At 74.8% G+C, this 12696-nt stretch carries 14 protein-coding genes; 10 read left to right on the top strand and 4 right to left on the bottom strand.

Annotated elements, in window-relative coordinates:
• Positions 1-52 precede the first annotated feature (52 nt).
• Entirely contained in the window at positions 53-217 is a 165-nt protein-coding gene (locus ADL22_RS35795; RefSeq protein ID WP_199836343.1) for a hypothetical protein, read from the bottom strand.
• A 271-nt stretch (positions 218-488) separates the two neighbouring features.
• On the opposite strand from ADL22_RS35795, the gene ADL22_RS20265 reads away from it, so the two are divergent.
• The 4 genes from ADL22_RS20265 to ADL22_RS20250 all read left to right on the top strand — a co-directional run bounded on the left by ADL22_RS20265 (position 489) and on the right by ADL22_RS20250 (position 4485).
• Entirely contained in the window at positions 489-1766 is a 1278-nt protein-coding gene (locus ADL22_RS20265) for an NYN domain-containing protein (RefSeq protein ID WP_066981417.1), read from the top strand.
• A gap of 94 nt (positions 1767-1860) precedes the next feature.
• Entirely contained in the window at positions 1861-2871 is a 1011-nt protein-coding gene (locus ADL22_RS20260) for an ABC transporter ATP-binding protein (protein ID WP_420711579.1), read from the top strand.
• Positions 2872-2926: 55 nt separating this feature from the next.
• Entirely contained in the window at positions 2927-3742 is an 816-nt protein-coding gene (locus ADL22_RS20255; protein ID WP_079064285.1) for an ABC transporter permease, read from the top strand.
• Between the two features lie 68 nt (positions 3743-3810).
• Complete coding sequence (locus ADL22_RS20250) at positions 3811-4485, top strand: DUF2567 domain-containing protein (protein WP_066981410.1); 675 nt, start codon at positions 3811-3813, stop codon at positions 4483-4485.
• 230 nt (positions 4486-4715) lie between these two features.
• On the opposite strand, the gene ybaK is transcribed toward ADL22_RS20250, so the two are convergent.
• The 3 genes from ybaK to ADL22_RS20235 form a co-directional block, all read right to left on the bottom strand.
• Positions 4716-5231 carry a Cys-tRNA(Pro) deacylase gene (gene ybaK, locus ADL22_RS20245; RefSeq protein WP_066981407.1) on the bottom strand — a complete coding sequence of 172 codons (516 nt, stop codon included), beginning with the start codon at positions 5229-5231 and terminating at the stop codon, positions 4716-4718.
• A 78-nt stretch (positions 5232-5309) separates the two neighbouring features.
• A complete protein-coding gene (locus ADL22_RS20240; protein ID WP_066981406.1) occupies positions 5310-6050 on the bottom strand; it encodes an LON peptidase substrate-binding domain-containing protein in 741 nt (246 codons plus the stop codon).
• Positions 6051-6099: 49 nt separating this feature from the next.
• Positions 6100-7701 (bottom strand): oxidoreductase, encoded by a 1602-nt coding sequence (locus tag ADL22_RS20235; protein WP_066981404.1) that lies wholly within the window; start codon positions 7699-7701, stop codon positions 6100-6102.
• Positions 7702-8047: 346 nt separating this feature from the next.
• On the opposite strand from ADL22_RS20235, the gene hisD reads away from it, so the two are divergent.
• From hisD to priA, 6 genes are read left to right on the top strand one after another with little or no spacing between them, the layout of a single operon-like run.
• Positions 8048-9373 (top strand): histidinol dehydrogenase, encoded by a 1326-nt coding sequence (hisD, locus tag ADL22_RS20230; protein ID WP_066981400.1) that lies wholly within the window; start codon positions 8048-8050, stop codon positions 9371-9373.
• An 8-nt stretch (positions 9374-9381) separates the two neighbouring features.
• Complete coding sequence (locus ADL22_RS20225; RefSeq protein WP_066981397.1) at positions 9382-10515, top strand: histidinol-phosphate transaminase; 1134 nt, start codon at positions 9382-9384, stop codon at positions 10513-10515.
• A complete protein-coding gene (gene hisB, locus ADL22_RS20220) occupies positions 10512-11117 on the top strand; it encodes an imidazoleglycerol-phosphate dehydratase HisB (RefSeq protein ID WP_066981394.1) in 606 nt (201 codons plus the stop codon). The genes ADL22_RS20225 and hisB overlap by 4 nt, the downstream gene beginning before the upstream one ends.
• Positions 11117-11281 (top strand): hypothetical protein, encoded by a 165-nt coding sequence (locus tag ADL22_RS35790; protein WP_199836342.1) that lies wholly within the window; start codon positions 11117-11119, stop codon positions 11279-11281. The genes hisB and ADL22_RS35790 overlap by 1 nt, the downstream gene beginning before the upstream one ends.
• Complete coding sequence (gene hisH, locus ADL22_RS20215; protein ID WP_066981391.1) at positions 11272-11919, top strand: imidazole glycerol phosphate synthase subunit HisH; 648 nt, start codon at positions 11272-11274, stop codon at positions 11917-11919. The genes ADL22_RS35790 and hisH overlap by 10 nt, the downstream gene beginning before the upstream one ends.
• A gap of 14 nt (positions 11920-11933) precedes the next feature.
• The gene (gene priA, locus ADL22_RS20210) at positions 11934-12656 is read left to right on the top strand and encodes a bifunctional 1-(5-phosphoribosyl)-5-((5-phosphoribosylamino)methylideneamino)imidazole-4-carboxamide isomerase/phosphoribosylanthranilate isomerase PriA (RefSeq protein WP_066981388.1); all 723 of its coding nucleotides are present in this window, start codon (positions 11934-11936) and stop codon (positions 12654-12656) included.
• Positions 12657-12696: the final 40 nt, after the last annotated feature.

Below are 12696 nucleotides of genomic sequence, written 5' to 3'. Positions count from 1 at the left end.
GTGTCCCCGGTGGCGCGGTCCGGGCGGCCGGTGAAGCGGCCGCGCCGGGGCGTCAGTTGTGGCCGAAGCGGCGCTGGTGCTTGCGCCCGCCGTCCGCCGCGCCGCCCTGGGCCGGGGAGTGCGAGATGGCGTCCAGAGCCGACTTCTCCGACTGCGCCCGGCCGCGCTCGGCCCGCTCCGCCTTCGGCTGCTTCCGGTCCTTCTTGTCCTTGGCCATGATCGTGCCTCCTGTGGGGGGATCCTGGGATCGGCCGGAATCAGCCTTACACGCCCGACACTTCCCTGCATTTCGGGCAATTACCCTGAGTGAGAGCGGCAGTTGCCCGCCGTGCGCCCCCCGCGCGCCGAATCCGCCACGCCGAAGATCGAGTTCGCACAGATAACCCCCGCCCGGTCGGGCAGACTCGAAGGAAGCCGAAGAGCACTCGTGCCACGGGCCGAGCCGGGGGGCGACCGGACTTCAGCACCTCATGGGAAGAGGGTGGAACGTGGACCGCTGCGTCGTCCTGGTGGACGCCGGGTATCTGCTCGGTGCCGCCGCGAGCCTGCTCGCCGGAGAGCCCGCCCGGTCCCGGATCACCGTCGACCACGCCGCCCTCATCCAGGGCCTGCGCCAGCGCGCCGAGGCCGACACCGAACGGCCGCTGCTGCGGATCTACTGGTTCGACGGCGCCCCCGACCGCGTCCCGCAGCCCGAGCACCGCCGGCTGCGCGTGATGCCCCGGGTCACCGTCCGGCTCGGCGCCCTGACCCGCAGCGACGGCCGCTGGGCGCAGAAGGGCGTGGACGCCGCCATGCACGCCGAGCTGACCGAACTCGCCCGCAACCGCGCCTGCTCCGACATTGTGCTGGTCACCGGCGACGGCGATCTGCTGCCGGGCCTGATGTCCGCCAAGGAGCACGGCGTCGCGGTCCACCTCTGGGCCGTCCAGGCCGCCGACGGCGACTACAACCAGTCCGAGGACCTGGTCGCCGAGGCCGACGAGCGGCGGGTCCTGGACCGCGCCTGGATCACCCGCGCGGTCCGCGCCAAGGAGCTGGGCGGCTCCTGCGCCCCGCCGCCCGCCCCGCGCCCGGAGATCGCCGCGATCCTCTCCGCGCCGCTCCCGGAGACCGCGGTCGCCGCCGCGGCCGCCGCGGCCGGCTCCGGCCCGGACACCGAGCCCCGGTCCGGCGCCAACGGCTCCGCCCGCCCCGCCCCGGCCGGCGACCGCGCCCCCTCCTCCGGCGACTCCGGCTCCGGCCCGTCCCGCGGCGTCCCCACCCCCAAGGACCTCGCCGTCCTCGGCCGCCCGCCCGCCGAGCGGAACGCCGACCGCAACGGCCAGCCCGCCGTCACCCCCGCCGCCACCCTCCGCTGGTCCTCCGACAAGGGCTGGATCGAGCGCGGCGGGCCGCTCGGCGAGCCGGAGGCGACCGCCGGGCTGCCCACCCTCGCCCAGCTCACCAGCGCCGAGCAGCGCTGGGCCGACCGCGAGGAGGACATCACCGCGGTCAGTGGCGACCCGTTCGAGGTCGGCCAGGTCTTCGCCCGCCGCTGGACCGAACGCCTCGCCGACCCCGCCCACCTCCCGCAGCTCTCCGCCGAGTACCCCCGCATCCCGCACCGCATCGACGGGGAACTGCTCCGCTACGCCGCCCGCTTCGGCCTGCTCGCCCACAAGGACGACCAGATCGACGAGCACGACCGGTACGCCATCCGGGCCGGCTTCTGGCGCGAGGTGGACCTCCGCAGCGCCGCCGAGCACGGCGCGGACGCCGGCTGACCGCCGCCGGAAAGCTGTGCGCCGGCTGTGCGCGCCCGGCGCCGCACAGCCCCCGGGGCGGCCGCGCCCGCCGGGCCGCGTACCCTCGTAGCTCGTGAAGACGGGCGCAAAACAGGTGGACAGCGGCGCGCCGGTGTGCGCCGTCCGGGACCTGGTCAAGACCTATCCCGCGCTGCGCGGGCGGCGCGGGGCCGACCGGGCGCCCGCGGTACGCGCCAGCGACGGCATCAGCCTGGACGTCCGGCGCGGCGAGATCTTCGGACTGCTCGGGCCCAACGGCGCCGGCAAGTCCACCCTGGTCCGCCAGCTGACCGGGCTGCTCCGGCCGGACTCCGGCGCGATCACCGTCCTCGGCCACGACCTCGTACGCCACCCGGAGCGGGCCGCCCGGCTGCTGGCCTACCTCGGGCAGGAGTCGACCGCCCTGGACGAGCTGACGGTGGCGCTGGCCGTGGAGACCACCGGCCGGCTGCGCGGCCTGGACACCCGCACGGCCCGCGCCGAACGCGACGCGGTCCTGGCCGAGCTGGGCCTCGAACCGCTCGCCGGCCGGGCGCTGAAGAAGCTCTCCGGCGGCCAGCGGCGGCTGGCCTGCTTCGCCACCGCGCTGATCGGCGAGCGCCCGTTGCTGGTGCTGGACGAGCCGACGACCGGTATGGACCCGGTCGCCCGGCGCGCGGTGTGGGCCGCGGTGGACCGGCGGCGCGCCGAGCGCGGCGCCACCGTCGTCCTGGTCACCCACAACGTCCTGGAGGCCGAGAGCGTCCTGGACCGGGTCGCGGTGATCGACCAGGGCCGGGTGATCGCCTGCGACACCCCCGGCCGGCTGAAGGAGCTGGTGGGGGAGGAGGTCCGGCTGGAACTGGTCTGGCGGGACCGGCCCCCGCTCGACGTGCCCGAGGTCGCCGCGCTCGCCGCCGGCGCCCGCACCGCCGGCCGCCGCTGGACCCTGCGGCTCCCCGCCGACCAGGCCCGCGCGGCGGTCACCGCGGTCACCGCCGGACCCGCCTTCGCGGCCCTGGACGACTTCACGCTGGCCACGCCCAGCCTGGAGGACGTCTACGTCACGCTGGGCGGGCGCGCGGAGGGGCTGGTGAAGGCGTGAGCCGGGACGCGTACGGAGCGGAGCGACGGTGTGGCGAGGAAGGCCGGGTGACGGTGTGAGTGTGCTGACCGCGCGGACCGCGGAGGGGGCCGCCGGGCGGCCGGACGGCGGCGGGCCCGCCCCGCTCGCGCCCCGGGCCCGGCTGCTGCCCGCGCTCGGCGCCGTCTACCGCGCCCAGCTCTCCCGGGCCCGGGTCGCCCGGATACCGCTGCTGTTCGTCGCCACCTTCCAGTCGGTGGGGATCATGGTCCTGCTGCGCGGGGTGGTCAGCGGCGGCGATCCGGCCCGGTCGGTGGTCTCCGGCTCGGCGGTGCTGGTCGTGGCGTTCGTCGCGCTGAACCTGCTGGCCCAGTACTTCGGGCAGCTGCGGGCCGGCGGCGGCCTGGACCACTACGCGACGCTGCCGGTGCCGCCGGCCGCCGTGGTGCTCGGCGCGGCCGCCGCGTACGCGTCGTTCACGGTGCCCGGCGCGGTGGTCACCGCCGTCACCGGCTGCCTGCTCTTCCAGCTGCCGATGGCGCACCTGTGGGTGCTGGCCGCCGTCATCCCGCTCTCCGGGGCGGCGCTGTCCGGGCTCGGCGCGGCCCTCGGACTGCTCGCCCCGCGCCAGGAACTCGCCACGCTGGGCGGCCAGTTGGGCATGTCGGCGGCGCTGCTGCTGGGCGTGCTGCCGGCCGGGGGGATGCCGGAGCCGATCGGCTGGGCCCGCGATCTGCTGCCCTCGACGTACGGCGTGGAGGCGCTGGCGCGCACCTTCGCACCGCATCCGGACTGGCCGGCGGTCGCCGGGGACCTGGGGATCTGCGCGGGCGTCGGGGTGCTGGCGCTGGCGCTGGCGACCTGGGCGTACCGCCGGGCGGCGGTGCGGTGAGCGGCGCGCCCGGCCCGTCCGGCCGTCCTGCTGCCGGGACCGCGGCGCCGGCCTGGCACGATGACGGGGTGACCGCACCGCAGACGCCCCCCGAGAACCAACCGCCCGAAGAGCCCCACCGGCACCAGGACCCCGGGCACCAGGACCCCGGCGGCCACGCGCCCGGCGCCCACGGCGCCACCGCGGGGCCCGGCCCGGAGCGCTCCCGCGAGCTGCGCGAGGCGGTGCTGATCGCGCTGCTGGTGGCGGTGAGCGGGGTGCTGCTGGGCGTGCTGTGGGCCTGGCTGGCGCCGCGCGTCCCGCTGATCGCGGACACCCGCAACGTCTACCTGAAGAACACCGAGGGCGAGGAGGCGATCGGCGCCGACGGCACGTTCCTGCTGCTCGCGTTCGGCTTCGGCGTGGTCAGCGCGGCGGTGGTCTTCCTGCTGCGGCGGCGCGGCGGGATCCCGCTGGTGGTCGCGCTGGCCGCCGGCGGGCTGCTGGCCGCCGTGCTCGGCTGGCTGACCGGGATGTGGCTGGGCCCCACGCCGGACGTGGTCGCGCACGCCAAGCAGGTCGGGCCCGGGGTGGTCTTCGACGGGCCGCTGCGGCTCCAGGCCAAGGGCGCGCTGCTGGCCTGGCCGATCGCCGCGATGCTCACCCAGATCGCGCTGACCGGGCTGTTCGGGCCGCGCGATCCGGAGGACGCCCCGGTGGTGCCGGACTGGTCCGGGCACCACCAGGAGCCGCCGGCGGGCTGACGGCCGACTGACGGGCCGGCTGAACCCACGCGGCCCGTCCGGCCGGTGCTCAGGACGGCCGGCGTCCGTGATTGGCCCGGCGCTTCCGGATGCGCCACTTCCGTTTACGGGTCCTCTTCGACATGGCGTACCTCCTCCCCGGGTGGTATCCGGGGACGGGGCACGCCGGGAAGCCCCCGGACGGCCCGGTCCGCGGCACCCGGGGGCGCACGGCGTCAGGACCCGGCGCGCTACCCCCGCGCGATCGGGGCGAAGCGGGCGCCGGTCAGGGCGGCCAGATCGGCGGGCGCCAGCTCGACCTCCAGCCCGCGCCGCCCGGCCGAGACGCAGACCGTCGCCCGGCCCTGCGCCGAGGCGTCCACCACCGTCCGCAGCCGCTTGCGCTGCCCCAGCGGCGAGATCCCGCCCAGGACGTAGCCGGTGCTGCGCTCGGCCGCGGCCGGGTCGGCCATCGCGGCCCGCTTCCCGCCCACCGCGGCGGCCAGCGCCTTGAGGTCCAGCGAGCCGGAGACCGGCACCACGGCGACCGTGAGGGTGCCGTCCACGTCCGCCAGCAGCGTCTTGAAGACCTGGTCGGGGGAGACCCCCAGCGCCTCGGCGGCCTCCTCGCCGTACGACGGCGCCGCCGGGTCGTGCTCATAGGCGTGCACCGTGAAGGGGACGCCGGCCTCGGTCAGCGCCACCGTCGCGGGCGTGCCGCCGGACGCCCGGCCGCCGTTCTTGCCCTGCTTCGCCTTCTTCGCCACCGCGCTCCGCCTCGCTCCACACATCCGCCGGTCGACCGCCCGGGCCGGGGACCGCGCCGGGCGCCCGGCGCCGGCCGGTCAGTTGGGGCTGGTCGGCTGCCGGGTCAGCTCCACGGCCGGCAGCGACGGGAGCTTACCGATCACCGCCGACTCCTGGCGAAGCAGTTTCAGCTCCTGCCGCAGCCGGTCCGCGGTGTCCGGCGCCTCCAGCAGCCGCTGCTTGGCCGGTACGTCCAGCACCGCCGCCGCGGCGACCAGGTACGACAGCACCGAGGGATCGCCGGGCAGCTCCTGGCCGCCGGCCAGCGTCCGCTCATTGGCCCAGGCCAGCCGCTTCTGGTACGTGCGGAACGCCCGCACCACCCCGGAGGCCAGCGCGCCCGCGCCGTCCCCCTGGTCCTCCTCCAGCTCCGCCAGCTCACCGGTCAGATACGGCCCGGAGGCGTCCACCGACAGCAGCCGGAAGCGGGTGGTGCCGGTGGCCAGGACCTCGTAGCCGCCGTCGGCCGGCTTCTCCCGGATGGTCGCCGCGTCCGCCACGCAGCCGACCGCGTGGAAGGCGCGCAGCGGATCGTCGCCGAAGCCGGCGGCCGGGCCGGCGGCGGCGGGCGCGGTGGCGTCCGGCAGCCCGGGGGCGGTGGGCGCCACCTCGCGGCCGTCCCGGATGGCGACCACCGCGAACCGGCGCTCGTCCTCGGGCCGGTCCAGCAGGTCGCGCATCATCGCCCGGTAGCGCGCCTCGAAGACGTTCAGCGGCAGCACCAGGCCCGGGAAGAGCACCGAGTTGAGGGGGAAGAGCGGCAGGCGCACGGAGGACACAGTCGGTAAGCCTAGAGCCTGTGCCCGCGCGGGCCACCACCCCACCCGGCTATTGCCGCCGCAGCAGCCGCGAGGCGCCCGCCGCCACCGTCGTCGCCAGCACCCACCCCAGCACGATCAGCACGGCCGCCACCCACTGCGCGGCCCCGCCCGGCTTCCAGGCGCCGCCCTGGTAGAGGTCGATCACCGGCAGCAGCAGGTCGAGGGTGTAGAGGTACGGGTTCCAGGCCGGCGCCTCGTCGGGCTTGAGGGCCGGCGGCGGGTACGAGGAGAAGTAGGCGGTGCCGATCGCCCACAGGACCACCATCCACACCGCGGCCCGCCCCGGGCGGTAGCCGTAGGCCACCGTCCAGTCCTGGAGGAAGCCCCACGCCTTGGCCGCCAGCGGCAGCGTCTCGCGCCGCCGCCGCTGCTTGGCCAGCTGCACCTCGCGGGCGTCGGCGTCCTCGCCCATGGCGCGCAGCGAGGCGGCCAGCATCTCGTACGGCTCGGGCGCGTACTCCGGTGTCGCGGCGGCCACCCACTGGAGCCGCAGCGCCAGCGGGAAGTGGCCGCGCGGGATCAGCGTCTCGTAGGCGAAGCCGGCCATCATCAGCCCGCCCAGCCCCGGCCAGCTCGCCGATTTGTCGACAAGATTGACGACCCGGGCGCCGGAGAGGATCACCCGGCCGCGCTGCGGCCGCTCGCCCAGGAACCGCAGCTCAGGGGTCTGGATACGGCGCAGCGACAGCTCCTGGTCGGACTCCATGACGAACCGCGCGTGCTCCAGGTCCACCGCGTCCCCGAACCGCCCGTCGTCCAGCCGCACCCCGCCCTCGCACTCGAACCGCTGCATCCGCGTCCCGCGCGAGGGGGTGTGGGTGATGCCGTACGGGGGCGTGGCGCCGCTGGAGAACGGCGAGTTCGCCAGGCCCGCGGCGGTGAGGTAGAGGGTGCGCTCGACGGTCAGCTGGGGGGCGTTCAGCGCCCGGCGGCCGAACGGATTGCTCAGATGGCTGCCGCGCAGGCTCAGCGACACCCCGACCGTGGCGCCGCGCAGAGACAGCTCGCCGTACGACTCCAGCATCTCGGCCTGGAGGTCCTGGGCGACGGTCAGCCCGTCCGCCATGATCGAGCGGCCCTGGCGGTCCTTGTGCGCGACGACCTGATTGAGCATCAGGTCGGTGCCGATGTGCGCGTCGGTCAGCCGGATCCCGGAGTGCACCACGCAGCGCGGCAGGTGCAGATCGCCCTCGGTGTGCAGCCGGGCCGCCTCCAGCCGAGGCAGCGCGCAGTTGACCATCCGCAGCGTGGTGAACCGGCTCTCCGGCAGCACCACCTCCGCCTCGAACCGGCAGTCCCGCAGCTCCACGAATGGCTTGATCGTGCCGCCCGCAAGGTCGAGAGTGTCCGTGATGTACGCACCGGTGAGCTTCAGCGCGGAGACCCGGCCGGGCTGCGCCGGCGGCCCGTCGAGCAGCAGCAGCGCCACCACCCGGGCCCGCACCCGGCGCTCCGGCCCCCACAGGTGCTGCCCGTGCGGGTCGTCCCGGGACGGCTCGCCGGTGTGCAGATCGCAGGTGCTGCCGTTGCGGAACGCCTGCCACATGCTCCATTCCGCGGATGTCAGTCGCAGGTCGGCGGGCGCGTCGCCGTCCCTGGCTCCGGTCACTGGCTCCCCCTTGCTCCGGGTGCCGGGCGGCACCGCGGTGTCCGGTGTGCTGTGCTGGTCGAATGCGGCGGCCCCGGCGGCTGGTCCGGGCCCCGGGCGGCCCGCCGTCCGGTCGCGGTACCTGTTCGGACGCATCCCGGCGGGCCGGATTCCGCCCGCGGGACGGACGTCCCCGCACGCCCGCACCGACCCCTTGCCCGCCCGGTGACCGGTTGAACACGCGTGGTCAGGGCCAACTCCGGTCAACTTCGCGGGCCCGCCGGCGGCCGTCCGGACCGCGCGTCACTGCGTATCACTGAGTGATACGGGCGTCCGGGCCCGGCGGCGGGTCTGAGACACTGGGGACGTGATCTCCCGAATCGACCTGCGTGGCGCCGCCCTCCCCGAGGGTGCCGCCCTGCGCGACCTGCTGCCCCGTGCCGAGTTCGACGTGGAAGCCGCCCTGGAGACGGTGCGGCCCATCTGCGAGGACGTACGCCATCGCGGCACCGCGGCGCTGATCGACTACGCGCGGCGGTTCGACGGCGTGGAGATCGAGCGGGTCCGGGTCCCGGCCGAGGCGCTGACCGAGGCGCTGGCCGCGCTGGACCCGGCGGTCCGCGCCGCCCTGGAGGAGTCCATCCGGCGCGCCCGGATCGTCCACCGCGAGCAGCGCCGCACGGATGTCACCACCACGGTCGTGCCCGGCGGCACGGTCACCGAGCGCTGGGTCCCGGTCGAGCGGGTCGGCCTCTACGTCCCCGGCGGCCGCTCGGTCTACCCGTCCTCCGTGGTCATGAACGTCGTCCCCGCCCAGGAGGCCGGCGTCGGCTCGCTCGCCGTCGCCTCCCCGCCGCAGGCGGACTTCGGCGGCCTGCCGCACCCGACGATCCTCGCCGCCTGCGCCCTGCTCGGCGTGGACGAGGTCTACGCGGCCGGCGGCGCCCAGGCCGTGGCGATGTTCGCGTACGGCACCGACGAGTGCGCCCCGGCCAATCTGGTCACCGGCCCCGGCAACATCTACGTCGCCGCCGCCAAGCGCCTGCTCAAGGGCCGGATCGGCATCGACTCCGAGGCCGGGCCCACCGAGATCGCGGTCCTCGCCGACCGCACCGCCGACCCGGTCCACGTCGCCGCCGACCTGATCAGCCAGGCCGAGCACGACCCGATGGCCGCCGCCGTCCTGGTCACCGACTCCGAGGAGCTGGCCGACCGCACCGAGAAGGAGCTGGCCCCGCAGATCGAGGCCACCAAGCACGTCGAGGACCGCATCGTGCCGGCGCTGTCCGGCCGGCAGTCCGCGATCGTCCTGGTGGACGGCCTGGACGAGGGCCTGGCGGTGGTGGACGCCTACGGCGCCGAGCACCTGGAGATCCAGACCGCCGACGCCGCCGCCGTCGCCGCCCGGGTCCGCAACGCCGGCGCGGTCTTCGTCGGCCCGTACGCCCCGGTCTCGCTCGGCGACTACTGCGCCGGCTCCAACCACGTCCTGCCCACCGGCGGCTGCGCCTGCCACTCCTCGGGCCTGTCCGTCCAGTCGTTCCTGCGCGGTATCCACGTCGTGGACTACACCCGCGAGGCGCTGGCCGAGGTCGCCCACCACGTGGTGACCCTCGCCGAGGCCGAGGACCTGCCGGCCCACGGCGCGGCGCTCAAGGCCCGCTTCGACTGGACGGTCCCCGAGAGCAAGTGAGCAGGCACGTGACCAGGATCGACGATCTCCCCATCCGGGACGAGCTGCGCGGCAAGTCCCCCTACGGCGCCCCGCAGCTCGACGTCCCGGTGCGCCTCAACACCAACGAGAACCCCTACCCGCTCCCCGAACCGCTGGTCCGGCGGATCGCCGAGCGGGTCACCGAGGCCGCCCGCCACCTCAACCGCTACCCCGACCGCGACGCGGTCGAGCTGCGCACCGAGCTGGCCGGCTACCTCACCCGCACCACCGGCCACCCGGTCACCACCAGCCAGGTCTGGGCCGCCAACGGCTCCAACGAGGTCCTCCAGCAGCTGCTCCAGACCTTCGGCGGCCCCGGCCGCACCGCCCTCGGCTTCGAGCCGTCGTACTCCATGCACGCGCTGATCGCGCGCGGTACGGGCACCGGCTGGATCTCCGGGCCCCGGTGCGAGGACTTCACCATCGACGTGGCGGCCGCGCGGGAGGCCATCGCCGAGCACCGGCCCGACGTGGTCTTCGTCTGCTCGCCGAACAACCCCACCGGCTCCGCCGTCGCCGCCGAGACGGTCCTCGCGCTGTACGACGCGGCGCAGGCCGCGCGGTCCGCCACCGGCGGGGCGCTGGTCGTGGTGGACGAGGCGTATGTGGAGTTCAGCCACCGGCCGTCGCTGCTGCCGCTGATCGAGGGCCGGCCGAACATGGTCCTCTCCCGCACGATGTCCAAGGCGTTCGGCGCCGCCGGCCTGCGGCTGGGCTACCTCGCCGCCGACCCGGCCGTGGTCGACGCCGTCCAGCTGGTCCGGCTGCCGTACCACCTCTCGGCCGTCACCCAGGCCACCGCGCTCGCCGCCCTGGAGCACACCGATACGCTGCTGGCCTACGTCGAGCAGCTCAAGAGCGAGCGGGACCGCCTGGTCACCGAGCTCCGCGGGATCGGCCACGAGGTCGTGGACTCGGACGCCAACTTCGTCCAGTTCGGCCTTTTCGACGACGCGCACGCCGCCTGGCAGGCGATCCTCGACCACGGCGTGCTGGTCCGCGACAACGGCGTACCGGGCTGGCTGCGGGTCACCGCCGGCACCCCGGCCGAGAACGACGCGTTCCTCGACGCGGTGCGCGCGGTGCGCAAAGAACGCAGCCTGAAGGAGAACAAGCGATGAGCGGTGCGACCGCCCGTGTGGGGCGCGTGGAGCGCACCACCAAGGAGACCACGGTGCTGGTCGAGATCGACCTCGACGGCTCCGGCCAGGTCGACGTCTCGACCGGCGTCGGCTTCTACGACCACATGCTCGACCAGCTCGGCCGGCACGGCCTCTTCGACCTCAAGGTCAAGACCGACGGCGATCTGCACATCGACACCCACCACACCATCGAGGACACCGCCCTCGCGCTCGGCGCCGCCTTCAAGCAGGCGCTCGGCGACAAGGTCGGCATCTACCGCTTCGGCAACTGCACCGTCCCGCTGGACGAGTCGCTGGCCCAGGTGACGGTGGACCTCTCCGGCCGCCCGTATCTGGTGCACACCGAGCCGGAGAACATGGCGCCGATGATCGGCACCTACGACACCACGATGACCCGGCACATCCTGGAGTCGTTCGTCGCCCAGGCGCAGATCGCGCTCCACGTCCACGTCCCGTACGGGCGCAACGCCCACCACATCGTGGAGTGCCAGTTCAAGGCGCTGGCCCGGGCCCTGCGCTACGCCAGCGAACGCGACCCGCGGGCGGCGGGCATCCTCCCGTCCACGAAGGGCGCCCTGTGATGAACGGCCTGTCCACCGTCTTCATCCTCGTGGGCCTCTTCCTGCTCGGCGGCGTCTACTCGTTCTGGAAGCAGAAGATCCCCAAGTCCGTGATCACCCTGCTCGCCATCGCCTCGGCGATGTGCCTGGTGGCGGGCGTGATGCGCCTGGAGGTGTGGAATTGAGCACCGCCCGGAAGGTCGTCGTCTTCGACTACGGCTTCGGCAACATCCGGTCCGCCGAGCGGGCCCTGGCGCATGTCGGCGCGGACGTGGAGATCACCCGCGACTTCGACACCGCGATGAACGCCGACGGGCTGCTGGTGCCCGGCGTCGGCGCGTTCGCCGCGTGCATGCGCGGGCTGAAGGAGGCCCGCGGCGACTGGATCATCGGCCGCCGGCTGTCCGGCGGCCGCCCGGTGATGGGCATCTGCGTCGGGATGCAGATCCTCTTCGGCCGGGGCATCGAGCACGGCGTGGAGACCGAGGGGCTCGACGAGTGGCCCGGCACGGTCGGCCCGCTCAAGGCCGAGGTGGTCCCGCACATGGGCTGGAACACCGTCCGCGCCGCCGAGGGCTCCCGGCTCTTCGCCGGGCTGCCGGCCGACGCCCGCTACTACTTCGTGCACTCCTACGCGGTCCACGACTGGGAGCTGGAGACCGCCAACGAGGCGATGACCGCTCCCAAGGTCACCTGGGCCACGCACGGCGAGCCGTTCGTGGCCGCGGTCGAGAACGGCCCGCTGTGGGCCACCCAGTTCCACCCCGAGAAGTCCGGCGACGCCGGTGCCCAGCTCCTGACCAACTGGATCGAAACGCTGTGAACGCTGTGAACGCTGTGAAGAAGCTCGAACTCCTGCCCGCCGTCGACGTCCGCGACGGCCAGGCCGTCCGCCTGGTGCACGGCGAGTCCGGCTCGGAGACCTCCTACGGCGACCCGCTCCAGGCCGCGCTGGCCTGGCAGGCGGCCGGCGCCGAGTGGCTGCACCTGGTCGACCTCGACGCCGCGTTCGGCACCGGCGACAACCGCGAGCGGATCACCGAGGTGGCCCGCTCCATGGACATCAAGGTCGAGCTGTCCGGCGGCATCCGCGACGACGCCTCGCTGGCCGCCGCGCTCGCCACCGGCTGCACCCGGGTCAACATCGGCACCGCGGCGCTGGAGCAGCCCGAGTGGGTCGCCAAGATCATCGCCGAGCACGGCGACAAGATCGCGGTGGGCCTGGACGTCCGCGGCACCACCCTGCGCGGCCGCGGCTGGACCCGGGACGGCGGCGACCTCTACGAGACGCTGGCCCGCCTGGACGCCGAGGGCTGCGCCCGCTACGTCGTCACCGACATCAACAAGGACGGCACCCTCCAGGGCCCCAACCTGGAACTTCTGAAAAACGTCTGCGCGGCCACCGACCGCCCCGTCGTCGCCTCCGGCGGCGTCTCCTCCCTCGACGACCTGCGGGCGATCGCCGCGCTGGTGCCGCAGGGCGTGGAGGGGTCGATCGTCGGCAAGGCGCTGTACGCGAAGGCGTTCACCCTCGAAGAGGCACTGGCGGCGGTGTCCTAGGCCGCGGGTGCCGCAACCGGCCACGGCCATGGGAGGCGGC

The organism is Streptomyces sp. NRRL F-4489, from assembly GCF_001509485.1.
GTDB lineage: Bacteria > Actinomycetota > Actinomycetes > Streptomycetales > Streptomycetaceae > Streptomyces.
This window is presented reverse-complemented; position numbering and strand designations above follow the sequence as displayed.